This window comes from Blastopirellula marina DSM 3645 (genome assembly GCF_000153105.1).
GTDB lineage: Bacteria > Planctomycetota > Planctomycetia > Pirellulales > Pirellulaceae > Blastopirellula > Blastopirellula marina.
Genome location: NZ_CH672377.1, coordinates 1946516 through 1972314, shown reverse-complemented (window position 1 = coordinate 1972314; position 25799 = coordinate 1946516). Strand labels below are relative to the sequence as shown.

The 25799-nt window shown below is 58.2% G+C and carries 11 protein-coding genes; 4 read left to right on the top strand and 7 right to left on the bottom strand.

All coding sequences use genetic code 11. The annotated features are described in order from the left end of the window. Positions 1 to 124: 124 nt before the first annotated feature. Positions 125 to 919, bottom strand: a complete 795-nt coding sequence (locus DSM3645_RS27165) for an undecaprenyl-diphosphate phosphatase (RefSeq protein ID WP_002655883.1) — start codon at positions 917 to 919, stop codon at positions 125 to 127. Positions 920 to 1219: 300 nt separating this feature from the next. Between DSM3645_RS27165 and DSM3645_RS31570 the strand changes: the two genes are divergently transcribed. Beyond that, the gene (locus tag DSM3645_RS31570; protein ID WP_002655882.1) at positions 1220 to 4495 is read left to right on the top strand and encodes an efflux RND transporter permease subunit; all 3276 of its coding nucleotides are present in this window, start codon (positions 1220 to 1222) and stop codon (positions 4493 to 4495) included. A gap of 297 nt (positions 4496 to 4792) precedes the next feature. Next, on the top strand, positions 4793 to 5878 hold the full coding sequence (locus DSM3645_RS27155; RefSeq protein WP_040353049.1) for a calcium/sodium antiporter: 1086 nt from the start codon (positions 4793 to 4795) through the stop codon (positions 5876 to 5878). A 199-nt stretch (positions 5879 to 6077) separates the two neighbouring features. Here the strand turns inward: DSM3645_RS27155 and DSM3645_RS27150 are convergent, their stop codons facing one another. The 3 genes from DSM3645_RS27150 to DSM3645_RS27140 all read right to left on the bottom strand — a co-directional run bounded on the left by DSM3645_RS27150 (position 6078) and on the right by DSM3645_RS27140 (position 15344). Then, entirely contained in the window at positions 6078 to 11096 is a 5019-nt protein-coding gene (locus DSM3645_RS27150) for a PVC-type heme-binding CxxCH protein (protein ID WP_002655880.1), read from the bottom strand. 287 nt (positions 11097 to 11383) lie between these two features. Then, positions 11384 to 13090: a hypothetical protein gene (locus tag DSM3645_RS31055; protein ID WP_131282862.1), complete on the bottom strand. Its 1707-nt coding sequence runs from the start codon at positions 13088 to 13090 to the stop codon at positions 11384 to 11386. A 478-nt stretch (positions 13091 to 13568) separates the two neighbouring features. Then, positions 13569 to 15344: a cytochrome c peroxidase gene (locus DSM3645_RS27140; RefSeq protein ID WP_002655877.1), complete on the bottom strand. Its 1776-nt coding sequence runs from the start codon at positions 15342 to 15344 to the stop codon at positions 13569 to 13571. A gap of 379 nt (positions 15345 to 15723) precedes the next feature. On the opposite strand from DSM3645_RS27140, the gene DSM3645_RS29110 reads away from it, so the two are divergent. Then, positions 15724 to 16929, top strand: coding sequence for a toxin-antitoxin system YwqK family antitoxin (locus DSM3645_RS29110; RefSeq protein WP_081445030.1), 1206 nt, complete (start codon positions 15724 to 15726; stop codon positions 16927 to 16929). Positions 16930 to 17095: 166 nt separating this feature from the next. Here DSM3645_RS29110 and DSM3645_RS27125 read toward each other — a convergent pair whose 3' ends face one another. Beyond that, positions 17096 to 18478: a dipeptidase gene (locus DSM3645_RS27125; RefSeq protein WP_050769548.1), complete on the bottom strand. Its 1383-nt coding sequence runs from the start codon at positions 18476 to 18478 to the stop codon at positions 17096 to 17098. A 140-nt stretch (positions 18479 to 18618) separates the two neighbouring features. Beyond that, positions 18619 to 20106, bottom strand: a complete 1488-nt coding sequence (locus DSM3645_RS27120; RefSeq protein WP_002655873.1) for a sulfatase family protein — start codon at positions 20104 to 20106, stop codon at positions 18619 to 18621. A 241-nt stretch (positions 20107 to 20347) separates the two neighbouring features. On the opposite strand from DSM3645_RS27120, the gene DSM3645_RS27115 reads away from it, so the two are divergent. After that, positions 20348 to 24541, top strand: coding sequence for a PA14 domain-containing protein (locus DSM3645_RS27115; RefSeq protein WP_002655872.1), 4194 nt, complete (start codon positions 20348 to 20350; stop codon positions 24539 to 24541). A 124-nt stretch (positions 24542 to 24665) separates the two neighbouring features. Here DSM3645_RS27115 and DSM3645_RS27110 read toward each other — a convergent pair whose 3' ends face one another. Continuing rightward, entirely contained in the window at positions 24666 to 25733 is a 1068-nt protein-coding gene (locus DSM3645_RS27110) for a hypothetical protein (protein WP_002655871.1), read from the bottom strand. Between the last annotated feature and the right edge of the window lie 66 nt (positions 25734 to 25799).

Below are 25799 nucleotides of genomic sequence, written 5' to 3'. Positions count from 1 at the left end.
CGTCGCCGTTGATTGTCATACCGAGTGGAGGCGAAGCGAAAGTGCATGTCCGATCTCCAGCGCGGAGACAATAATCGCCCCCGCGAAGACATGGCGCTGACGCGATCGCGAAGGAGCGCTCGCTCTAACGCGTCGCCAGATAGGTCAGCATGCCGCCGCCAGCCAAGAAGCACCACCACGCGAAATAGTGCAGCCGCTTCTTCTCGAGGACGCGGATCAACACGCCGATCGAAGCGTAACCGACCACCGCGGCGATCAGGGCGCCTCCGAGTAGCCATGAAATCGATAGCTGCGGACCAGCATCGGTCTCGCGCACGCGCTGGATGATCTCCCAAATTGATGCTCCCAAGATCGCCGGCAACGCCAGCAAAAACGAAAACGTCGCCGCTTGCTGCGGCTTCAGTTCCGTTTTCAAACCGGCGGCGATCGTCGTGCCGCTGCGCGAGATTCCGGGCAAGATCGCGACCGCTTGGGCGATGCCGATCCCCAATGCCCGCAATGGGGGGAGTTTACGGTAATCCGCGTCGCCCCCGGTTTGTCGACTTGTCCACAGCAGCAGCATCCCGGTTGCTAGCAAGCAAACCGCCGCGACCAGCGGACTTTGCAGCAAATGATCGAAGCCGGTCGCTTTCAGCAACAGGGCTGCGGCGATTGCCGGAAGGGTTCCCAGCACCAAAAGTCCAATCACGCGCCGATCTTCGGTCAAGAGCCGCAAGATTTCTCGCCAATAGTAAGCGACGATGGATGCGAACGTCCCCAAGTGGAGGAAAATGTTCAATTCGACCACATCAAATTGCTCCGCCGTAGCGCCTAGCAGCGTCGCCAAGATGACGACATGGCCGGAAGAGCTGATCGGCAAGAATTCGGCGACTCCTTGAACGATCGCCAAAGCGACGATTTGCCAAAATGAAGGATGCATCAACAATGGCCGAGGTGGGGTTAGGAAGAATAGGAAAACATAGCATCCTCCGAATAGCGAGGAAGCGATCTGGACGCTAGCGCTTGGCATTTACGCACTTCCCTCGAAACATTAGTCTGGAAGCTTAGATAGTGGTGGGAACTTGCGCATCTTTTTAGTTAGATGTGCTGTTAGTGCGTTGATCGTTACGATCGTCGCGAACCATAACTGCCCCGCACCGCCGCATCGAACCACTTGGCGCTGATGTCCATGCAAGAACGCCGTCCTACGTTTTTCCAACGTTACTCTCTGCTCATTTTGATGGCGGTCTTTTTCTTGGTGCCGTTCTCGCTCCGCGGTGCGCGGTTGTCGCTGGAACGGATGAAGAATGACGTCAAAGATTGGCTGCCGAGCGACTTCACCGAAACCAAAGATCTGAACTGGTTTCGCGAGCACTTCTTGGGCGAACAATTCGTCCTCGTCAGCTGGGATGGTTGCACCCCCGACGATCAACGCTTGCAGTTGTTGGCCAAGAAATTGGTCCCTTCGGCGCCGACGGACGGTGAGAAGAAATTTGGCGCCGACGTCGCCGGTCACGGCGATGATTTCGCCGGGGATCGCTATGGTCTCTACCTGACCGGTAATCTTTATGAGAACTGGGGAGGCCAAGAGGAGAAGTGGCTCAAGGGGACCGGCGAAAAGTGGTACTACATTCTGCCCAATGGTGAAATACAAAGCTGGAACGGCGGCAGCACCATGCTTGGCGCCGCCTATCGCACCATGGAGCGTCTCTTTACCGGCACGAACGAACTCTCCGGCGAATATGCCGCAACTGTTGATACCGAATATTACAAGCGCCCCGCGACGCTTCAGGCTCACCTCTTCAAATCGGTCGTGACCGGTCCGCAGGTGCTGGCGCAACTTGCCGAGCCCGGCGGATCGCTATTACGCGATCCAGAAGCAGCCGACGCGGCCGATCTGGACGAAGCCAACCGCATCGCGCACGAGCGTCTGCAAGGCGTGCTGTTTGGTCCTGACGGCCAGCAGACCTGCTTGATCGCAACGCTCAGCGAAGCAGGCAAAGTCGACTTGCGCCGCACGCTCGGTCGCGGCTTTATGGGACGTCCGTTGGGACGAATGCGTCAACTCTGCATTGAAGCCGGAATTCCACAGGATGAGCTTCATCTCGGCGGCCCTCCGGTCGACAACGTCGCGATCGACGAAGAGGGTGAGATTACTCTGGCGCGCCTGGTGCTATTCGCCGTGGCCGTTGGGGTTGGCTTGTCGTACCTTTGCTTGCGCAGCGTCAAGCTGACGATCATGGTCTTCTTCGTCGGCGGCGTCGCCGCGATTACCAGCATGTCGCTCGTCTATTGGTGCGGCAGCTGGCCTGACGCCGTGTTGATGTCGATGCCGGCCGTCGTTTACGTACTGGGACTCGCCGGCGCGATCCATATCATCAACTACTACAAAGACGCCGTCGAAGAAGATGGAATCGACGGCGCTCCCGAGTTGGCCGTCTCTCACGGTTGGTATCCCTGCTTGATCGCCGCGCTGACCACTGCGGTCGGACTTGGTTCGCTGGCGACCAGCAATATCGCTCCGATCAAAAAGTTCGGCATCTTCTCAGCCATGGGCGTCTTGGCGACGCTGGCGCTGCTCTTCACCTACTTGCCGGCGGCGCTGCAGCAATGGCCTCCCAAAGCCAAAAAATCGAAAGATGGGAGCCTGCAAGCGAAGTCGCCGGCGTCGGTCTGGATGGAAAACTTCGCGCTTCGTGTCGCTGACTTCATCATCCAACGCAGCACCGTCGTCGCGACCATGTGCTTTGTCGCTTTCATCATCTTCGGCTTCGGATTGACGTACATCAAAACGTCTGTGCAGTTGCTCAAGATGTTTGACGCCAACTCCGAGATTATTAAAGACTACGGATGGCTCGAACAAAAAATTGGCAAGCTCGTGCCGATGGAACTGGTCATTCGCGTCGAGCCCCAGCTGATGGGATCGATTGGGACGGACGAGCCGCGCGATCCGGAAGCGGCTGAGCAAGAAAAGTTCCAATATACGTTTCTCGAACGAATGGAGATGGCCCAGCGCGTGCAGAACGCGGTGGAAGACGTTCTTGGGCCGCAAGGACGGGATCTTGTCGGCAACGGCATGAGCGTCGCCACGTTCGCTCCGGTATTGCCGGAGTCGGGCGGCTCAACTCGCGATTTCGCCGTTCGCGGCGCCTACAATCGTCGCCTGGAAGAACACCGCGACGAGTTCCTCAAAACCGACTATCTGCGTCAAGAAGACGCGTCAGGCGCCGAACTGTGGCGAGTCAGTCTTCGCTTAGGCGCACTGCAAAACATTGAGTACGGGCGATTTGTCACCGACCTGAAAGAGATCGCCGAACCGGTCATCGCCGCCTATCGCAAGCGGGACGAGATTTTACGTACGATCGACAAGGCGAACGACAACCAAGGATTTGTGACCGAAAGAGTCACTATCCTGGGCCCTAACTTTATGGTCTACGACCAACAGGCCGCCGCCAAAGCGGCCGGGGAAGAGGTCGAGTACAAGCTTGATCCGCAGAAGATCTTCGCGACGACCCTCCGCGATCTGTTGGTCAATGCGCGTTTAAACGTCAACTATTTCGACCCGATCGGCGACGCCGAACATCCCGACGGCAACTCTCAGGCGCGACTGGACGCTTTGATGAAGCGCGATCAGTATTTCGTCGTCGTCGCCGACTCCAACAAATACGATCTGGCCAAGATCAAAACGGCCGGCAAGACGATCATCGACGCGACCGATTATCAATACAGTCCCAGCTCGCCGCAGTTGTCGGTAACCGATCCCGACTTGCCCGAGTTGACGGTTATCTATACCGGCGTCGTCCCGGTCGTCTACAAAGCGGCTCGCACCCTGTTGTCGAGCCTGGTCGAGAGCACGCTGTGGGCCTTTGCGTTGATCGCGATCGTCATGTCGTTCGTGCTGAAGAGCATCCGAGCCGGTATTGTGTCGATGTTGCCGAACGTCTTCCCCGTGGTGTTGATCTTCGGCTTCATGGGGCTTGCCGGAATCGAAGTCGACATCGGCACGATGATGACCGCCAGCGTTGCGATGGGCGTCGCGGTCGACGATACGATCCACTTCCTCACTTGGTTCCGCTGGGGGCTGGATAAGGGGCTGAGCCGTAGCGATGCGATTCGCGAAGCTTATCGACGTTGCGCCGTCGCGATGATGCAGACCACCATCATCGGCGGGCTGGGATTGGCGGTCTTCGCCGTCAGTTCGTTCACGCCGACACAACGCTTTGGTTACCTCATGGTCTCGCTCTTGGCGGCGGCCCTGGTCGGCGACCTTGTCTTTTTGCCGGCCCTGTTAGCAGGACCGCTAGGCGCGATGTTCCGCCCTGACAAGAAGACCCATCTGGGACAAGATCCCTCGGGAAACTCTGAAGACGCGCCGCATGACGGAGACGACGATCTCGACTCGCCGAGCGTCATCCCGGTCGCGATGCATCGCGGCGAAAGTGGACAAAACGAAAACGGGCACAGCGACCCGAACAAACGATCCGATTCGCACTACCGCAGCGGTAAGAGTGGGTGATTCCGGCGGCGGTGATTCCTGCGCCTTTGGTTCGGTCGCTTGGCGATACGCGCGGGACAGAGCTCTAACTCGCTCTGCAAGGGAGGGTTTGAAGCGGGATTCAGCGAACGGTCGCCATCGGTTTCGACCTCGTGCCGCGGTTTCTCCTCGTTTTGATGAGCTTCCCCCCTTCTCTTGCGGTCTAAGAAACGATTCGTCGCAGCGAATGGAACTATTAGGCGGCTTGCTGAATTTCTCGGGGGTCGCCACACTTGAGCCTTGGTTGAATTCTTCCTTTTGCTGGAAAGCCGCCGCGCCATGTTTTGGCCTATTGTATGGATGATTATCGGGCTAGTCGGGCTCGTTGTTGGGGGTGAGTTGCTGGTGCGCGGAGCGTCCAAACTAGCGGCGCTCGTCGGGATTTCTCCGCTGGTCGTTGGTTTGACGGTCGTCGCGTTTGGGACCAGCGCGCCGGAGTTAGCGGTTTCGCTAAGCGCCAGCTTGCAAGGGAATACCGACATCGGCGTCGGCAATGTGGTCGGCAGTAATATCTTCAACGTGCTTGCGGTATTGGGAATGTCGGCGCTGGTTGCGCCGTTGGTCGTTTCGAGCCAATTGGTGCGGTTGGACGTGCCGCTGATGGTGGCGATTTCGTTTTTGGTGCTGGCGCTCGGTTTAGATGGAGAAATCAGCCAACTGGATGGCGGCATCTTGTTTGGCATTTTGATCGTCTACCTGGTTTGGCTCGTCTTTCAAAGCCGCAAAGAGCAACAGGCCGTCAAAGATCAGTTCGCCGGCGAGTATGGAACCAAAGAGAAGGTGAGCGTCGGCACGCTGCTAGTGCAGTTGGCGCTGATCGTCGCCGGTTTAGTTGCGCTGACTTTTAGCGCTCAAGCGCTGGTCGACGGAGCGAGCAAGATCGCGACCTACTTTGGGATGAGTCAGCTGTTGATCGGGCTGACGATCGTCGCGGTCGGCACGTCATTGCCCGAAGCGGCGGCGTCGGTGATGGCCAGCATTCGAGGTGAACGCGATATCGCCGTCGGCAACATTGTGGGGAGCAATATATTTAACATCTGCTGCGTATTGGGGTTATCGGCGCTCGTGCCGCCGAGCGGCATTCCCGTTTCGGACGAGGCGCTGCGGTTTGATATTCCGGTGATGATCGCGGTGGCGGTCGCCTGTTTGCCGATCTTCTTTACCGGCTACTCGATCGCACGATGGGAAGGGTTGTTGTTCGTCTTTTACTACTGCGCCTACACCGGCTATTTGATTCTGGACGCGGTTAAGTCGCCGCTGGTCTATCCGTACGGGGTGATGATGCTTGGCTTTGTGGTCCCGCTGACGGTGATCACGTTGTTGGTGACCACCTATCGGGCGCTAAGAAGCCCGGCCGAGGCTTAGCGGAAAAGCCGCTGGGTCCGCTATGCGTGCGGTCTCTACGCTCAGCGGATCCTTTAGGCTTATCGGAACCAGCGATGAATCGCGTCTGCCGGCTTGTCTCCTGCGCGTCTTGATGGAGCGGCTAGCCATGAAAAAAGGTGTTGCTCTCGTAGAGCAACACCTTTCGCGTAGGGACGAAGTTGAACGATGCGCCAGAACGCTAGTTCTTCTTTTTCAGCGTCTCCAGGTAAGCGGTCACGTCGACCAATTCCTGCACCGTCATCAGTTTTTGCAGGTCGTTGGGCATCAAGGAAGTCGACAGCTTTTTCATCTCTTCGACTTCGTCTTGCGAGAACGAGCGAACCAGCCCTTCCTGATTTTTGATCGTGATCGCTTCGTCGGTTTCGCTAACCAACAGCCCGGTGATCGCCGTGCCGTTTTCCAACAAGAGCGCAAAGTTCTCAAAGTTGTGACTAATGCCGGCGCTCGGATACAAGATCGATTCAAACGCCGCTTCGCGACTGAGTTTCGATCCGATCTCGCTCAGATTGGGACCGACTTCTTTTCCTTGATTATTGACGATATGGCACTTGGAGCAGGTCGCCTCGCCGGCGAATAGCTTTTGCCCGTTGACGGCGTCGCCGCGCATCTTGACCAGTTCGGTCAGCGGCGGCAGCGGCTTGTTGTCTTTGCTGGGCGGCGCCGGGAAGATCGCCGTCGCTTGATCGCGAACCTCTTGCCAAGTGGAAGCGGTTAACGGCGCTGCGGCCGCTTGCATCAGCGCCGGATCGAGCTTGCCCGACTTGGCCAGCGCGACCAACTTGTTCGCGCTGCCGCGATTAGCGGCGAGCGCTTTTACGGCGATGCGACGAAGGCTGAGATCTTTGGACGGGTCGTCAACCAGTTTCTGCATGATGCCCAATGCCGGGCCAGCGGCTGAGTTGCCGACCGCTTCGGCCGTGGCGATCGCTTTCTCGAGATCTTTGTCGTTGATCGCGCTGACCACTATGTCGCGTTGGTTCTTGTCCAGCAGCACCTTCATCGCGGCGACGCCGGTCGCTTCGCCTGGTTGCTGCTGGGCGATCGCCAACAGATCACCGTAGCGATCACTCACGTTGAACTTGTCGACCAACTGGACGAAGACCGGCGTCCCTGACAGTTTTTCAAGCGCCGATTTCAACGCGGTCGCGTGTTCCGGGTTCTTCGAGACATCAAATCCATCGAGCCGGCTGATCGCTTCACTAAGGATCAATGACTGCGACTTGGCGTCGGCTCCGGCGCCAGAAAAAGCAAGATCGGCGAGAGTCTGATTTTTGGCTTCGCTCTTCGCTTGAAAGTCAAACGCACGAAAGTAATGCGGCAGCATCTCATACGGCGTTGAGTTTTCGCGAATGATCGCCGACAACAGGCCCGGCGTTTCTGCGGAGCGGCTGCGCCAGACGATATCGCGACCGGTCGGCGTATCCCACTTGCCGCTGACTTGGCTGTTGTAAGCGTCCAGGCAAGCGTCCCAGTTTAAATCGGCGCCGATGCCGAGCGCTTCCAGATACCAACGGTCCTGGCCGTCATGTTGTGCGGCGAGCTGCGCCCACAACTTGGCCCCTGCCGAGTTATCAGCCCAACGCAAGGAGAGCGCCGCTTCGCGACGAACTTGCGGCGAAGGATCGCTGACCAACTTGGCGACTAGCGGCTCGATCGGCAGTTTCAGTTGCTTCGCCAATCGCAAGCCAGTGATCCGGATGTCCGAGTTCTTGTCGGCCAACGCTTGAGCGACGTAGTGCTCGCCGCGTCCTTCGATTTTGCCCAGCAGCCAGAGCGCCCGAGCGCGAATGCGTGGGTTGGCGTTGGTTTCAAACATCTTGCGCAGGCCGTCTTCCGCTTTCGCTCCTTGCTTGTGGAGCGAAGTCCAGGCCATGTAGCGGACCGAAAGATTGGGGTTTTCCAGCGCCGCGAGGGAGCCGTCGATCGTATCGAAGTCGTACTTCGGCACGTGGTAACCTTCTCCCTGAGGAGCGATACGGAACAAGCGGCCCCGATCAAGATCGCGCTGCCCGTGACCGCCGACGCCTGGGTCGTACCAGTCAGAGACGAAGAGAGATCCGTCAGGCGCGACGCAAACGTCGGCCGGGCGGAACCAGTTGTCCCGCGCACCGAACAAGATGTCGACTATCTCGCCTTGGTAGCCGGCGCCGTCGTTTTGGGCTGGGTAGGCCCGGACGATGTTGGGTCCGGCGTCGCAGTGGATCACCTGGTCCCAGAAGACTTTTGGCAGCAAGCGACCTTCGTAGACGCAGATGCCGGTCGGCGAGCCGGCGCCGGTTTGCACAAAGTTCGGCACGACGCCGGGGTCGTTCAGATGCCAGTGACGCAGCGGAATTTCATCACTCATACCGGTGCGCGGCGTCTGCCAACTCGAACCGTTCATCTGGTCCTTATAGCCGAAGTTTCCCTGCTCCATCACATAGTTGATGCGAACGCCGCGGTTGCCGTCGTCATCGTTGTCGCTTTGCCAAAGCGTGCCGAAGGAGTCGACGTTCACTTCGTAGTTGTTACGAAAGTTATGGGCGAGCACTTCAAACTCACTGCCATCCAGATTGCAGCGGAACGGCATGCCGCCGAAGAAAGGATGACCGTTATCGACCACTTCGCGGCCATGAATATCGACAACCGGTTCACCATCCTTATCAAAGACCTGCTTGCCGGTGTTGCCGACGTTCCAGTAAAGCTTCCCATCGGGACCGAACAGAAACGAGTGCGCCGAGTGATCGTGCTGGGGCTGGCCGGTCTTGGTGAAGAGGAACTCTTTTTGGTCGGGCTTGTCGTCGCCGTCCGTGTCGGTAAAGACGATGATGTTGGGCGCCGCCGAAACGATCACCTTGTTGCCGAGCACGCAGATGCCCATCGCCGAGTCGACGTCGCGACCTTGGTAGTAGACCTTGGACTTTTCGCAAACTCCATCCCCGTCTGCATCTTCCAGGATCAAAATGCGATCCCCTTCCTCGCGCGAGCCGTTGTTGCGACGATAGTTCATCACGTCGCAAACCCAGACGCGGCCGCGATGGTCGACATCCAAGTTGGTCAAACTTTTCAGGGTTGGTTCGGAAGCGGCGAGCGTCGCTTCCAGGCCTTCGTAAACGTCCAGGCTTTGCAACGCGTCTTCTGGTTCGCGAGTCGTTCCCCCGTCCGAGATGACGCGCAACGCTTGGGCGGAAGGCTTCGTCGTATAGACCGAAAAGCTGACGCTGGTGACTTTGCCTCCCTGTTGATCGCTGCCGCCGTTGTCGAGTGCGCCTTGGGCTTTGAAGCGGGTGTAACCTTCCGGCAGATCGTAGGCGATGATCGAATTCGCGTGCGTACCGATGCCATTTTCGACCGGCTGACCGTTGACACGCAAGGGACTGCCGTCGACGTTACGATTGCGATTGACCGAGCGCCACTGCGAAGTGGCCGACTTCCACTCGAGTTCGGTCAGCTTCTTTTCGCCGGCCGGGCCAATGAGCCGCGGCTCGACCCAATCGGCCCAGTCGCATGAGAAACCGTCGCCGCCGTCCGACACGACCAGATAGAGCTGTTTCGCGCCGGTGATATCGACATCAATATCGATCGCGTGACCAGGCGTACGCGTGGTCACCACTTTGGATTGAAATTTGGCCTTGTCCGCAGTTTTCTCCGCGTTCGCCGGAGTTTTGGCAGCTTCGGCCTGCGGCTTAGTTAACTTTTTTTTTTCTGCTTTGGGATTGGGACCGATCAAGCCTTCCAGGTCGTCCTGGGTGAGCGACTTCGACTCGACGCCGGTCGTCGGGACTTCTTCGCCGGCGACCCAGACGATCGCGTTCAGGACGACTTTGCGGAAGTCGTCGTTGCCCCAGTTGCTATGAAAGTGTCCGCCGGTGAAGCCAAAGCCGCGACCGCCGTCAGGTCGCTCGGCCGCCCAGGCGACATGCTGCGGTTGCCCGATCATCGCTCGAACGTGAGGATTGCCGCTATGCGGCCCATCAGGACGATCGAGGGTCGACTTGGGCGGAACGGCCGACAAGATCGGCGTAACGCCGTCCATGTCGTTGCGAAACCGCATGTTGTAGTACCACTCGTCATTGATCGAAAACGGCTTCACGCCGTTGGCGATCGGATGATCGGGGAACGTTTTGAAGTCAGCGGTCCAGTGCGGGTTGACGCTCCAATCGGTTTCAAAGTAACCGCCGATCCAGTCGAGGAACTTCGCGCCGGGCTCTCCCTTCGGCACTTCGACGCCGTAGTGGAGACAAGCCAAGCCGACGCCATCTTTCATCAACTTGTCGAACTCGTCCAGATGGGCGTTCAGCAAGTGTCCGCCGCCGCCGTCGCAAAAGACGACAACCGCATCGGCGTTATCAAAAGCGGTCGGATCTTCCGGCCAACCGCCGGGATAGATCGCGCCTTGAAAGCCGGGGACATTTTCGGTCAGCGCCAGCATCAATAAACGGCTGCCGCCGGTATGTTCGTGCTGTCCCCAACCATGGCTCGGCTTCCCCGGGACGAACACGACTTTCTTTTCGCCATCTTCCAGCTTGGTCCGTTTTAGCTCGATATCTTTGAACTGCACGTTCATCGGCGGACCGGCATGCAATTGCAATGCGAGGATACCGCTTTCGCGATTGTCTTTTTTCCCTTCGTCGATCACTTCGGAGGTCTTCACGCCGTTGATGAAGTGCGTGAGATGATTCCCCTTGGCGATGATGTGGTACTCGTTCCAATCTTCTTTATTGATTTTGGCTTGGATGTCGGCCGATTCGGCGAATCGCTCGTCCTTGTTTCCTTGGTTGCCGTCATAGACGGTCGCTTTGACGCCGCGATTGGCGATGATGCCGCGGCCGCGCTCTTCGTAATTGATGCCGCTGTAAGTGTCTTTGCTGTCGATATCGGCCTGGTACCCTTTGACGACAAAGTCGCCGAGGTCGGTCGAGCGATATTGAATGCCGGAGTTGCCGCCGACGATCTTGTATTTCAGCTTGAGCTCAAAGTCGTCGACTTTCCCTTGGTCCCAAATCAGAAAGGTGTTTCCCTTGGTCGGATTTTCCGACGTGGTTTGTCCGGTGATCGCACCATCTTGGACGCTCCAGAACTGCTCTTTTCCACGCCAACCGTTAAGCGTCTTGCCGTCAAAGATCGACTTGAAGCCTTCTTCGGCGTGAGCTGCCGAAAGGAACGTGGTGGTCGCGAAGATCGCCGCGAGTAGAAGAAGACCAGGCAATTTCTTCATGGGGTCTTTCTCATAGAGTTGGATGGAATTTCGACGGGAAAGCTTCGGGCGCCAGGGGTGAGCGGCGCCAAAATCGCGGCAAGTCAGGAGGGATCGCCGCGGCAGGATGCAAAGCTAAGTCTAGCCTAAACCGAAACGGATAACCAGAAACAGCACTGCAGGGAGGATTTTTTTGACATCTTCGGCCGATTTTGCAGGAACAATTCCCCTAGCGCGCAAAGAAAAGGGACGTCGCATTGCGACGTCCCTGCGCGCCCATTGGTGGGAACGTTTCGCCGAGGCCGCGTTTAGTTGCCGAACAAGTTGATGCCGCCGCTGCGGTCTCCGGCAAGTACTGGAATTCCGTCGTTCGAATAGAGGTCCCATAGGTTATCACCGGGACTGACGGCGACCAGGAACGTGCCCCCATTCAGAACTTTGCGTTCCTCTCCTTTGCCGTCGCCGCGATCAAAGCGCACTTCGAGCGGGTAAGCGCTGTGATGAGTCTTCACGCTGTAAGGCCCCACCACCGCAGAGACATTGTTGACCACGTACTGAAATTCATTCGGATTGCCCGAGTTGTCGATTTTGATATCAAACTTTTTGGCGAAGAGAGCCCAGCCTGAGTCGGTAGGGGTGAACTCATACGTGCCGGTGGTCAGCGTATATTTCGCTTCCCCAAAGGATCCTCCGCGATCATAGCGAACGACCCATTTTCCTTCGCCCAGCGTTTGGAGATGCCCCGATTTCATCAAGTAGTCGTATTTGTCGTTGATGACATAGGCGATCTCGGCGCCGTTGTCTGAGCCGTTTCGCAGCACGACTCCGCTCGTCGGAATCTTCCCATCTGATTCGGGAACCGGTTGCGAGACAGCGACCGGCAAACCCATTGCCGCAGCCAACGAAGAGGAGCTGATATACAGATCTCCCGCGCCGCCTGTGCCGACCATCATCGAGCCGTTGCCCAGGTTAATGACCGAACCTTCCGGAAGGTTGGGATTGTAAATCACCGTCACTGAGCCGCCGCCGAGTCCGCTCATACCGGGGTTAGGAACCGCATTATCGAGCAAGTCCTGGACTTCCGCCGTTTTGCTCATGTCATCGAAGTCAGCGAGGAGATCGTCCCGTTTGGGGCCAGGAGGAAGCAGCCCTTTCGATTTGTCTTTGAACCGATCAATGTCGCGTTGGCTCAATTTACCGTCCCGATTTTCCTCTCGCAAATCGATGAGATCGTTCTGCAGGTCAATTTTCTTCGCCAGGTCCGCGGCTTCCCCTTTATGAGCCGGATCAGCATTGGTATTGAAGAGAATTTGCGTCTGGGCCGAGTCGCCCTTGTTTTTCGCGTCCAAAATCTGCTTCTGGATGGTGGGATCTTGGATGCCGGCGGCGTCCATTTGCGTGATCAAATCCGTGTCGCTGGGAGGAAGCGCTTCCTCGAGATCGTCCTCGATATCGTCGAGCTTTTCGTCTTGCTGATCTCGCAGCTTCTCATTGGCGCGATCGATGTCGGCGAGACTAAGACCGCGGATAACGTTTGGGTTGAGCACGGTGTTCTTTTTGGCCGCCACGATCTTCACCGGCGCTTTATTTTTTGCCGGCGTTACGATTTTGGGAGGCGCCGGAGCGGCCTTCACTGGCGCAGGGTTCGGGGGGGAGTAGTACTGCTGATAATTGTTGTTCGACCACTGGGGATAATAGGGCCGCGTGTTGTAATGGCCGTGCCGATCGTGGTGATTGTAGTGGTCGTGATGGTCATGGTGATCGTGGTGATCGTGGTGATCGTGGTGATCGTTGTGGCTGCTCGCTCGAATTCCTTGTTCGATCGCCCCAAAAATTCCGCCGACGATGGCTTTTTCGAGCCCCGAATTGTTTTTACCTCCATTGTTGCCCCATGCATTGCCACCTCCGCCTCCGCCTCCGCCTCCGCCGAAGAGTTTTTGCGCGAAAAGAGGGGGCGTCAAGAAGATCACCACCGTAAAAAAAGCACTAACTGCGATGAGCTTTCGGAATCGCATCGTCATCCTCCTTGCTTTGGGTAGACAGATATATGCCGAAGGGAAAACTGGCGCTGACATCTAAGCCGTTAATCTAAACCTCCTCTTTTGGGGAGTCAATTAATTGGGGGCGAGTAGATTCCCTTGCGCACGAATAGGTAGGGTAGTAGGGTAATTACAACAGCGGAATGCAAAGGAACGCATTCGTGGGACACAGAGATTAAGGTTGTATTTCCCTGCGATCGTCTGCTGAACCAATTCGATCGCTTCGCAAAAGCGCTGTTGAGAGTCGCTTCAATTAGCTAATCGCAAAAGCGTGGTCGAGCAGGACAAAGATTTTTGCTTGATCGCAGCGCACGTCATCTGGAATTGTGAGCTGCCGAGGCGCAATCGCGTAACGTCTGTTTGAGTCGATCCCGAAGATCTCGAAGAAGGGATCGAAGAGGCGGCCGACGAATTGTGGATCAATGACCAACGCCCAACGCGTCGCCGAGTCTGTCTACAACGTCTTCAAATACTCCACCAAATCCCGCGTCTCCTGGTCCGTCAGCGGTTCACCGGCGACATTTTCAGGAGCGTGGTGCTCGGTCAGCACTTCTTTCAGGTTGCGAGCTCGGCCGTGATGCAACAGCCGAACCTTCGAGTAGACCCCCAATAGCGACGGCGTGTTGTAGCCGTCATAGCGATCTCGCCGGTGGCCGGTGCCGACGTCATGCATTTGGCCGTCGGTCATGTTCTCGCCGGCGTGGCAACTGCTGCAGGCCGACTTGTCGCTGAAGAAGATCGCTTTGCCGCGAGCGACGGCGGCCGCCGCGGATGATTCGCGCGAGTACGGATTCGCGGGAGGTTTCAATTGATCGAAATAGGCGATCAATGCGTCGACCTCCTGTTCTTCCAACCGCTTTCCTTGCATCGTCTCGGTAAATGACGTCTGCATCGCGCTGCGCAGATCTTGCTGCCAACCATGCCAGGTCCAGGGCTGCGTCTGACTGACGTTCCATAAGACCGGCGCCGTCTTATAGGTGCCGATCGTGCGGTCGTTGCGGGTATCGAAAATCTCGGCATTGCTGCCCCCATCATAATGACAGCTGTGACAGCTGTACCAACGATCGAAGCTTTTGTCTCCATCATAAAAGAGCGCTTCTCCCTGACGGGCCAAGGTCGTTTCGACCTGGGAGCCGAGCGGAATCGTCCGCTGGATGGTGCGCGTCGCCAGATCGATCTCTTGGACGGCGTCTAACAGATAGTTCGCGACGTAAACGCTTTCGCCATCCGGCGTAATCTCCAGTCCCATCGGACGTCCGCCAACCGGGATCCGTGCGAAGCGAGCGGAATCATCAAGCAGCTCTTGATCGATATGTTCGGTCGAGCCGACCGTGTACATCTTCAAATCGGTCAGACGCAGCACCAACAACTCGTGGGTGCCGCTCGCCGAGATCACCACATGCGACTCATCAGGGGACAGGTCGAGTCCAAATGCGTCAGCGACGGCGTTCCCTTCGGTATCAAGCGAGAGAACCTCGTCCAGCGCATCTTCGGTCAGGTCGACGCGACCGAGTCGATTTCCCAGCACCCAACCGCGGCGAATATTAGAGGGGGACGGGATGTTTTCACCGTAGTGGAGCCACGGGAAGTAGACTTGCTTGCCGTCGGCCGACGTTTTCATGTGGCCGATGTTCAAGCCCTTGATGCGAGTTGCATACAGAACTGAGTTGCCGACCGTTTCCATCACGGCGATGGTTCCGTCGCCGGAGAGACCGACCGCCAGACGCGAATCATCAGGGCTGAGCGTCAGATAACGCGGCAGCGGCCCGGGAAACGAATGCTCGATCAGGCGATTTTGCACCAGATCGACCACGCCGACCGCATGTCCACTGGGAAGCGCCACAAAGGCGCGGGTTCCATCTTTTCGCACGGCGATGCCGTGGGGGTCGAAACCGACGTCAATATCGGCGATTTTCTTGAGCTTACCGGCGTCGATCTGCACTTTGACCAGCAGTCCTTCATCGGCCGCGCTGACCAGCGCCGTATGGCCATCCGCGCACAGAACGACATAGCTGGGACGAGCGCCGACCGAGATCTCGTCCAGAACGCGGCCTGTCGACAGGTCGACTAGCGAAAGCGTACCCGAGGTCTGATTGGCGGTAAGCAACCACTTGGCCTGAGGACCGATCGCGACATCGACCGGTGAACGGTAGGCGTCGATCGCTTGAGCGCTAGCATGAGTGCTCGCCAGCAAAACCAGCAACGTGCAGAAACCCGATAAACGAACCATGGGCGAATCACAGGAGGAAAACAGGCGGGACCAACAGCCCTATCGTAACAACTTGCCAGGGTCGACGCATGCGCTGATTTCGCGACCCCCTTTCCGACTGGGGCACTGGGTAATTTGAGCAAGGAGTTAGCGGTCAGCGGGAGGCTTGCGCATTTGCCGCTAAATCGGCAGGAACCGAAGGAACTGGAAATTCCTACAGATCGCGTCGAAACAGTAATCAGGACGAATCTTGATGGGGCGGTCAATGATGTTGGCTGGAATCAGGAGACGGGCGCCGGGGGGAACGTCTCGTCCGCAAACGTCGGCCCGCAGCGAGCCGACAGTGCGAAGTGACGATTGATAGACCCTTCTGGAACGATCTAATGCAAAGGAGTGCGAAATGCGACGACACATGAACGCGACCGCTTGGGCCCTGTTGGGCTGCGTCGCGCTATGCTCGCCGGCGATAGCTGCGACGGGCGACGTCGAACTCATTCAAGAGCGTTATCCGAACGCCTCGATCAAGATCGAACGTGAAGTGACGCAGGACGACGAAGGAAACTACGTCAATCACGGCTACTGGAAGCATCTGGACGAAAGCGGCACGATGCTGGCCGAAGGCCAATACCAACACAACCGCCGCGATGGCGTCTGGTCGCGATGGTTTCGCGGCAGCGAGTCGAACATGTTTCGTTCGGCGCCGTTCAACCAATTCAAGCCTCCCTTCGTGTCGACCGCTTCCTTCAAAGAGGGCGAGCTGCACGGCGTTTGGGGAATCCATGACGCGAATCAGCGCATCATCATGGAGATCAGCTTTGTCGATGGCGAGCGCCATGGACCGGCGAACTTCTACAATGTCGACGGCTCGAAGCTGCAGGAAGCGAACTATGTGAACGGTTTGCTCGACGGCGAAGTGCTGGAGTTCGCTCGCGGCGCCAAATCGCCCAGTCGATCGATCTATATCAAAGGTCGTAAGCTGGCCGCCAAGGTCGATCAAGAAAAGGGGGGGCGTAAGAAGAGCGAAGGGGTCTACCTGCACGCTCCGCTGGTCGCCAAAAGCAAGGATAGCTGGTGGGACGCGCAACTGGCCGACTTTGAACCGCAAGGTAAAGACGAACGCCACGGCAAGTGGATCACCTATTACTCGAACGGCCAGATTCAGGTCGAAGGGGAATACGAGTTCGACGTGCCGGTTGGCAAGTTCATTTGGTGGTTCGGCAATGGTCAGAAAGCGATTCAAGGATCGTATATCGCCGGCAAAGAAGATGGTCGCTGGTTGTGGTGGCACGAAAACGGCCTGAAAAAGACCGACGGCGCCTTCAAAGACGGCGTGCAAATTGGTCGCTGGATGAGCTGGAACCCGGATGGCCGCGTCGCTAGTTCGCAAGACTATCCCAGCAATATCGACGAAGGTCTGTCGAGCATCGACGAACCCCCGATGATCGTCATCACCGACGAAGAGGGGGAACCGATGGAAGAGCAAGAAGAACTGGCCAACGGCGAACCAGCGGAAGTTCAACTGGAAGCGAAGGATTTGGACGAACCGTCGTTGCTTCATCCGCAGGAAGCTTCGTTGCCGATCTTGAACCCATTGCCGCGGCGATAGGTCACCGATCCAGCGGCGACACGACGTGTTACGCAAGCCTTTGAATTAATAATCCCTCGTTCGCACGCCATGGCGATCGAGGGATTTTTTTGCGCGGAGAGAGAGGTAGGAAAGCGGAGAGTGGGGGCGTCACCAGCGGCGCGTGGCGTTTTTGGGGGAAGGGACGTCAGCGGGATGGGGAAGTGAGTTCTGCAACGGTTGGAAGTTCGGCGTTGGCTTGCGCGCGGCAAACTCGCAGCATGTTTTGGCCGAGGATCTTACGGATGTCGTCTTCGGAGTAACCGCGCTGGACCAGGCCGACGGTGACCAGCGGCCAGTTGGTCCAAGCCAAACTTGCCGCGCGCGGCCAGTGACCGCCGAGAGCGCCGTCTGGCCAGAGAGCTTCGTAGCGTCTGCGGCGGCGTGGACGTTTCGGAATTGCTTGTCTCGCGGCCGCCGCATGCTGCGACGTATGCGCGACGTCCGTGCCGATCGCCACATGATCGACGCCGAAACGCTTGACGGCATAGTCGATATGGTCGAGGAGAGCCGACAGATCGCCGCTGCCGCCGAGAAAATTAGGAATCCAACAAATACCGATCAAGCCGCCGGTGTCGCAAATTGCGCGAACCACGTTGTCCGGCTTGGCGCGGATATGGTCTCGCAGGCCGGCGCAAACAGTATGGCTGGCCACCATCGGTTTCTGCGACGTTTGAGCCGCTTCGAGACTCGTCTGCCGGCCGCTGTGCGCCACATCGACGATGACGCCGACACGATTCATCTCGGCGATCGCGGCGCGCCCCAAATCACTGAGACCCCCGTTGGCCGTTTCCGCACAGCCGTCGCCGAGCAAGTTGCGCCGGTTATAGGTGACGTGCATCATGCGAATGCCCAACTGATAGAACAGCCGAATGTAGCCCAGCTCTTCTTCGACGTTGATCCAGGTGGCGGGGAGCGGGACTCCATTGCCCGTCAGATACAGACAATGCTTGCCCGCTTGATGGGCCGCTTCGATGTCGGCAGGGACGGTGGCGCGCATGAGGAGGCCGCGCAGCCGGTCGGTCAGATAAGTAAATCGCGCCAATCGCTTCATCAGTCGCAGCGGATCTTGCCCTTCTTCGCCGGCGTTCTGAAAGATGGCGGTCACGCCGCCGCATCGCATGGCTTCGTCAAACTCCTCGCGCTCCGCAGGCTCCACCGTAGCCTGGGTCATGCCGAGATCTTCCTCCAAGTCTTGCAGCTCCACGTCCGAAGCTCCGGCTTCGATCGCGGCGGTCACGCGCGGCGCATCGAGAGCGGCTCGTGGCGCAAAGCCATAGATATCAAACACTAGCGATTGCCGGTGCAACGATAAGCCCGCTGCGAGCTCCGCCGGCGTTGGCTGGAGAACTTCGAGGCCGATTTCTCGAGCGTGAGAAATGACCCGATTTTGGGACATCAGCAACGGATCGCGATCGGTTGATTCCGTCGCGGCGAACAGCGGTCTGGCGCCGGCGAGGGTCGCCGATGCAACGGCCAGCGAGAGAAAGTTGCGGCGAGAGCAAGAGGGCGTTCGAAGATCAGTCGTCATCGTGTTGGCCAAAACGTGAAACGGGAAAACTTTAACTGGGGATCGCGCGCGATCTGGTTCCACGCCCAACGACGTGCTCTGCGAGAAACAACGCAGGGCGCCTTGATCGGGCGCCCTGCATGATTTTTAGGGAGCGGAAGTTACGAGGACTTCACGTTTCCATCTTTGTCAAACTGGACGACCGTGCCGTCGTCTTCGTACTGTTTACGCAACTTTTTCAGTTCCGACTTCATGACGTTCTGAACTTCCGCATACTTGGAGTCGTCATAGACGCTCTTCAGCTCTTTCGGATCTTTCTCTAGATCGAACAGTTCCCACTCGTCGGTCTTGTAGAAGTGGATCAGCTTGTAGCGATCGGTGCGGACGCCGTAGTGGGGCGCTACGCGATGCGGCTGCGGATATTCGTAGTAGTGGTAGTAAACGCTCTTTCGCCAATCGGGAATCGTTTTCCCTTCGAGCATCGGCAAAAAGCTGCGCCCTTGCATTTCGGCCGGGATCTCGACGCCGGCGGCGTTCAGAAACGTCTCGGCGAAGTCCAGATTCATCACCAACGCGTCGTTAGTCGTGCCGGCTTTGATCTTCTCGGGCCAACGAACCATCAGCGGCGTGCGGAACGATTCTTCATACATCCAACGCTTGTCGTACCAGCCGTGTTCGCCGAGATAAAAGCTTTGATCCGACGTGTAAACGACAATCGTGTTTTCGGCCAATCCGTTCTCATCCAGATAATCAAGGACGCGACCGACGTTATCATCGACCGCAGCGACGCAGCGGAGATAGTCTTTGATGTAGCGCTGATACTTCCAGCGAACAAGATCGTCTCCCTTCAGGTCGGCCTCTTGGAACGCTTTGTTCTTCGGCTCGTAAGCGGCGTTCCAAGCGGCTAGTTGCTCTTTCGTCAAACCGCCGGGTTGGGTCAGCTTCAGATCGTTCGCGTTCATGTGATTGGCGATCGTCATCTCTTGCTCGGACGCCGGCGTGGCCCGATTTTCGTAGTCGTCAAACAGCGTGTCGGGCTCCGGTATCGTTTCGCCGTCATACATGTTCAGGTACTTCGGCCCCGGCTGCCAGTTGCGATGCGGAGCCTTGTGCTGATAGACCAGCAGGAACGGCTTGTTGGGGTCGCGACTTTCTTTTAGCCAGTTGAGCGCCAGATCGGTAATGATGTCGGTCGTATAGCCGGTGTGCTTGTGCTTTCCGGTATTCGAGAGCATCGTCGGGTTGTAGTACGGTCCTTGGCCTTGCAGCACTTCCCAGTAATCAAAACCGGTCGGATCGCTGACCAGGTGCCATTTGCCGACGACGGCGGTTTGATAGCCGGCCTTTTGCAGCAACTTGGGATAGGTCAACTGCTTGCCGTTAAAGCGGCTGTGATTGTCGACAAACCCATTCTTGTGGCTGAACTTGCCGGTCAGGATCACGGCGCGGCAGGGACCGCAGATTGAATTGGTGACCATGCAATTGTCGAAACGCATTCCTTCTTTGGCGATGCGATCGAGATTCGGCGTTTGGTTGATTTTGCTGCCGTAGCAACTCAGCGCGTTATAGGCGTGGTCGTCCGACATAATGAACAAAATGTTCGGCTGATCGGCGGCCGCGGCGACGCCGGAAAACAACAGAACGGCCATAAGGGCGAAAACGGGGGGGGCATGCTTCATCACAGACTCGCAAGGCAGGGTATCATGAACTCAAGGCGACGATCACGCTCAAGTTTAGCCCAGGCGGAAACCGTTTGCGAACGCCTGGGCTTTTAACGGGTTTCGTTTATTTTTAATATCACGAGAGATCAAGTGCAATTCATGTTGCGGCGTAGTAGACTGGAAACGCCGTAGACCCCGCTCTATCCTCCTTCCTTATTTGCGGTTCATCATGCCTGCCTATCGCATTTTCGCCGTCGTCTGCTTGTTTGTTTGCGGTTCGGTTTCGCTTGTTTCGGCCCAATTTGAAGATGAGTTCGCTTCGGGGTTGATCGCCGATTACGTCGCCGCCGACGGAACAAAATGTCGCCGGATCGATCCGCAGATCGCATTCCACTTTGGCGCTGCGGCGCCCGACGCTCGGGTGAGCGGCGGCAAGTTCGCCGCCAAGTGGGACGGATTGCTGCTGACCAAAACGCCGGGCCCTTACACGCTGTATGTTTACGCGCAAGGGAAAGTCCGGATCCTGATCGAAGACGAAGTCGTGCTGGACGCCGAAGCGAAGAGGCCGGGTTGGCTGACCGCCGAATCGATTGATCTGAAGTTTGACTGGCACCCGCTGCAGGTCGAATTCACGAAAACATCCCCCGACGCGCAGATTGCCATCTATTGGGCCGGGCCCGATTACACGCTAGAGCCGATCACGCCGGAGTGGCTCTTCCATGAAATTGACGATACGTTCGCACAGCCGTTTGACACCGGGCGAGATCTAGTGCGATCGCATCGCTGCGGCGCTTGCCATGGTGGAGATCGCTCGGCCGAACTTCCAGCACCGGCGCTGAACCGGGTCGCCGGTCATCTGTCGCAACCTTGGATTGTCGATCGACTGATGAGCGCCGCCAACGAAAGCGACGCATCGACCCGCAAGATGCCGCACTACAACCTGCCCCAAGGGGACGCCGAAGCGATCGCCGCGTATCTGGTGGCCGAGTCGGACATGGTGGGAGCAAAAGGAAAGCCTGACAAGGGGGGCTCGGTCGGTAGCGGCAAACGAATGTTTGAGTCGCTCGGCTGTTTGGCCTGTCATCGCGTGGGAGAGTTGGGCGCGGCCGGACCTTTTAGCGGAGGGGACCTCAGCGATATCGCCGCCAAGCGACCGCCCCACTTTTTCGCCAAATGGCTGGAAGACCCAGCGGCGTTGAACGCCGATCACCGGATGCCCGTTTATCAACTCGATGGCGATTCTCGCAAGCATTTAGCCGCCTACCTGGCGACGCTCTCGAAGTCGGGCAAACTCGCTTCGACGCCGCAGAAAAAGCCAAACTCGCTCAAAGTGAAGCAAGGCCGCGACCTTGTCCTGGCCAATCGCTGTGACGCATGTCACCGCTTGCCAGGCGATTTGAAAGACGACCAGCGGAAGCCGTTATCGACTTTGACCTCTGGCGACTTGTGGCATGACGCTTGCCTGGCGGCGCCCACCGTCGAAAAGCATCCCGGCTATCTCCTGTCGGCGGATGAACAGGAAGCGATTCGGATCTATCTGCGTCAGAAGGCGCCGGATAAGGGAACCGCTGCGGCCGCAATTTCCGGCGCTCAAATTGTCCGCGAGCGTAATTGCCTTGCGTGTCATGCTCGCGGCGTCGGCAAAGGCTTAGCGCCAATCGCCGCGCAGGCGGCGGCCGCCGATTCGGCGCTCAGCGCGGTATTGCCTACGCTCACTCCTCCATCACTCAACAGCGTGGGAGACAAACTGCATGACCAGGCGCTGATGGACATCATTCTGCGTAAAGACCCGGTCCATCGTCCTTGGCTCAAAGTGCAGATGCCGCGGTTCCGACTCCAGGATACGGAGTTGACCGCGATCAAGGACTATCTGGTCGAACAAGATCGGATCCCCGCACATCCGCTGGTAGGGCGCCCGTCGGAAGTCGATCCAGCGGCGCTGGCGATCGCCGGCGAGCGGCTAGTTGGCGGCGACGGGTTCAACTGCACCAGCTGCCATGCGGTCGGCGATTGGCGGCCGTCGGACGCGCCGCTTAACGCAAAGGGGCCGACTCTCTCGATGTTGGGAGATCGGATTCGGCGCGACTGGTTTGATCGTTGGGTGCGAAAACCGGCGCGCATCGTGCCGCAGATGGAAATGCCGAGCGTGACAGTTCCGGTTAGCGGCGTGTTGCATGACGAGATCGATGATCAACTGGCCGCCGTCTGGCGCGTGTTGAACACGCCCGGCTTTCAGCCGCCGAAACCGAACCCGGTGCGCGTGGCCCGCCGCAGCGGTATCGTCAGCGATAACGAAACCGCGCTGGTGTTGACCGACGTCCTGCGCGACGTCGATCGCAATTTGCAATTCATCAAGCCGCTGCTCGTTGGATTGCCGAACCGGCACAACGTGTTGTTTGATCTCGAAACAGGTCGTCTGGCGTCGTGGACATTAGGGGACGCCGCGTATGAGCGGAGCGAAGGGAAATCATGGTTCTGGGAATTGGCCGGGGCCGAGTTGCTGGCCGTCGGTGATGATACGCCGGAACTCGCGCTGGTTCAGCCCAACGGAAAGTCGCTCGCGCCACAGACGACGGGCCAGTTTATCACCAGCGTCGACCGTTGGCGGCGCAACAGCGACGGCGGCGTTTCGGCCGACTATCGTCTGACGTTTGGCAAAGAGAATCCGCAAACGGTGCTAGTGCGACAAACCATCACGCCGATCTGGGACGAACAAGGGGCCCATGGATTCGTTCGCTCGTTCCAAGTCAAACAGACGCCATCCGGCTATCAACTGGCGCTGCGGTTGCTCGATTCTAAACAGACGCAAACGGCCGAAATCAGCGGCGATACGCTGACGATCGCCAAACAAAAACTGTCGATCTCGGTCGCCGGCGACGCCAAGCTGCTGGCGTCCGGCGTCGTGCAAATCGCGCCGGCCGGTCAGGAAGCGAACTTTTCGGCCCGCTATCTATCGAGCTTGCCTACAGATCGCTATCCGCCGCGACCGCAGTTGGAGCCGTCGATCGCCGCGGCGGCCGAGTTGACGATCACGCCGGGTTGGTCAGCGCAGCGCTTGCCGCTGACGGTCGAACTGATGCCGACGGCGATCGCCTGGCGGCCGAACGGGGACATGGTGGTCGCGTCGCTCAAGGGGCGAATCTGGCTGGTCCGCGACGCCGATGGAGATGGAAAACAAGAAACGCTGATCCCGCTTGATATCGAGTTGGCGGCGCCGTTTGGTCTGGCTGCTTACGAAGGCTATCTCGATGTGATCAACAAATATTCGTTGCTCCGGATCTTCCACGACGACGCCGGACATGTCGAGCGGATCGAAACGCTGGTCGATGGTTGGGGACATACGGCCGACTATCACGATTGGGCGATGGGACTGCCGCAAGATAGTGACGGCGCCTACTACGTCTCGACCGCTTGTCAGCAAGATGGCCGCTCGCAGGCCGCTTCCAAGTGGCGCGGAGTCGTGCTGAAGCTGATCCCGCGCAAGCCGACCGCCGACGATCCGAGCTATTTTAAGATTGAAGAACTTACTGCGGGACATCGCTTTCCGATTGGGATCGCTCGAAACCAAGCTGGCGAACTGTTTGTCACCGACAATCAAGGGAACTACAACCCCTTCAACGAATTGAACCATATCGTGCCGGGCAAGCGATACGGATTTATCAACAAAATCGACCGCCGGCCCGGCTTTGCGCCGGAAGAGACGACGCCGGCGATCGCGATTCCGCATCCTTGGACGCGCAGCGTGAACGGCATCTGTTTCTTAGAAACGCCGGCGGCGCTGCGGCGACAGATCAACGAAGACTATTTCGGCCCGTTTGAAGGCGACCTGATCGGCTGCGAGTACGACACGCGACGATTGGTTCGCATGAGTCTGGATCATGTGGGCGACGCCATTCAAGGAGCGATCTATCCCTTTACCCACGATCCCGGCGACGAGGTGAAGAACGCGCTGCTCGGGCCGATCGCCTGCGCCGTCTCGCCGAGCGGAGAATTGGTGATCGGCAACATGCGCGAAGGCGGCTGGGGCGGAGGCGCCAACGTCGGCTCGCTGGTGAAGATGCGACCGCAGGAAACGACGATGCCGAGCGGAATCGATGAAGTCCGCGCGACCAGCGACGGCTTTGTGATTCGCTTTACGCAACCGATCAACGCACCGGCCGCCGCCGACAAGCGGAGCTATACGCTCAACTCGTATCGTCGTCAGTCCACGCCTGCGTATGGCGGCGACGATATTGACTCGCGCCCTGAGACGATCGACCTGCTCGAAGTCAGCGCCGACAAACGGGAAGTCCGCTTGCGGCTGGAAGAGCTACGCGCCGGATTCGTGTACGAGTTGCATGTCGATGACAGCGTCGCCGGCGAAGGCAAGAAGCTCTTCCCGGCCGAAGCGCATTACACGTTGAACGTGATTCCCACGAAGTAGGCGCACCCGAAAAAAATGTCACCTTCGCTCACGACGTGAGGTTTGAAGTTGCGCGAATGGTTCGAAATAGCACAATTTCAAAACAAAACTCGCGCTGGCGGGCTACGAAGAGGAATTAAAAACGCTACGTCGCGTCGGCCAGCGCCGCCAATCGCTCGTGATACGGCCCGTCTTCCATCAGGTCGAGACTCCACGCCAAACGGCGGCGGTCTTCGGCGCGGGGTAAGCTTTCGAGCGCGGTGAAGACGCGGTTGATCTGTTCGTCCGTTACCTCGCTGACCAGCGGTTGGCCAAGGCCCATAATCACTTTGGCGCGTTGCAAGTCGGCGAACTTTTGCGGATCGTCTTGCATCGCGGCGAAGAGCGCCGTAACGGCCGCTTGCGACTGCGCGACTTCGTTCCAGCGCTGCTCGGCGGCGGCTTGCAGTAAAAACTTGTATTGATAGACGGCGAGCGACATCGGACCGGATGTGACTCCTACGCGCTGGCGACCTTCGATGTCGTGCTTCGGCCCGTCTTGCAGCGCTCGGGCGAGATGCGGATCCCAGCCTTGGACGATCTTCAGCTTTGTCAGTCGCGGGCTATTCAAGTATTGCAGCGTGCTAGCGTCGTAGTCGGCTTCGGTGATTTTGGCGGCGACGATTCGCTCTCCGCCTGGCAGGTCGAGCAGTTGTTCGGTCGCGGCGGCCGTTAACGGCACGCCGCTGACATCCGAGATCGAATAGACGCCGATAGCGCGCCCCGCAGCAGCCGTTTGTTTCAGCAGCGGCGCCATGTTGTCGACCACTTCCGCATTGCTAGCGCCGGCCGGCAGATTGGCGCCGGGACGCAAGAAGACGACGGGAATCTCTTGCTCGACGATGACGTCCAAAAGCCGCGCGTTCGCTTCTTCGCCATCTTCGGGACGAAGCAGGGCCATCTTCACCATCTCGCCGACCTTGGCCTTGCCCGCTGCGGCGAACCATTGGGCTAGTTCGTCCACGGTCCGCAGATGCCCTTGTCCGGTTGATGCGGCTAGCAAGACGGCCGCCGCGCCGGCATGCGCCAGATTCTCCAGGTAGGCGACCAGACGCTCTGGATCAAGTTCTCGACGCGGCAGATCGCCGCGGGTCGGATCGAAACTGGCGACCGTCGCGGCGGGATAATTTGCGATCGGATCGGAGACCAGGGATTCGATATATTTGCTCGTCATGGCGTCATCTCTTGCGGCGGAAGGAACAAAGGCGCCGCTCAACTCTACGCGCTCTTTCGTCGCGCG

Excerpts from the sequence above, each read along its gene's own strand:
- DSM3645_RS27165 (WP_002655883.1), bottom strand. The coding sequence starts at position 919 with ATGCATCCTTCATTTTGGCAAATCGTCGCTTTGGCGATCGTTCAAGGA.
- DSM3645_RS31570 (WP_002655882.1), top strand. The coding sequence starts at position 1,220 with ATGGCGGTCTTTTTCTTGGTGCCGTTCTCGCTCCGCGGTGCGCGGTTG.
- DSM3645_RS27155 (WP_040353049.1), top strand. The coding sequence starts at position 4,793 with ATGTTTTGGCCTATTGTATGGATGATTATCGGGCTAGTCGGGCTCGTT.
- DSM3645_RS27150 (WP_002655880.1), bottom strand. The coding sequence starts at position 11,096 with ATGAAGAAATTGCCTGGTCTTCTTCTACTCGCGGCGATCTTCGCGACC.
- DSM3645_RS31055 (WP_131282862.1), bottom strand. The coding sequence starts at position 13,090 with ATGCGATTCCGAAAGCTCATCGCAGTTAGTGCTTTTTTTACGGTGGTG.
- DSM3645_RS27140 (WP_002655877.1), bottom strand. The coding sequence starts at position 15,344 with ATGGTTCGTTTATCGGGTTTCTGCACGTTGCTGGTTTTGCTGGCGAGC.
- DSM3645_RS29110 (WP_081445030.1), top strand. The coding sequence starts at position 15,724 with ATGCGACGACACATGAACGCGACCGCTTGGGCCCTGTTGGGCTGCGTC.
- DSM3645_RS27125 (WP_050769548.1), bottom strand. The coding sequence starts at position 18,478 with ATGACGACTGATCTTCGAACGCCCTCTTGCTCTCGCCGCAACTTTCTC.
- DSM3645_RS27120 (WP_002655873.1), bottom strand. The coding sequence starts at position 20,106 with ATGGCCGTTCTGTTGTTTTCCGGCGTCGCCGCGGCCGCCGATCAGCCG.
- DSM3645_RS27115 (WP_002655872.1), top strand. The coding sequence starts at position 20,348 with ATGCCTGCCTATCGCATTTTCGCCGTCGTCTGCTTGTTTGTTTGCGGT.
- DSM3645_RS27110 (WP_002655871.1), bottom strand. The coding sequence starts at position 25,733 with ATGACGAGCAAATATATCGAATCCCTGGTCTCCGATCCGATCGCAAAT.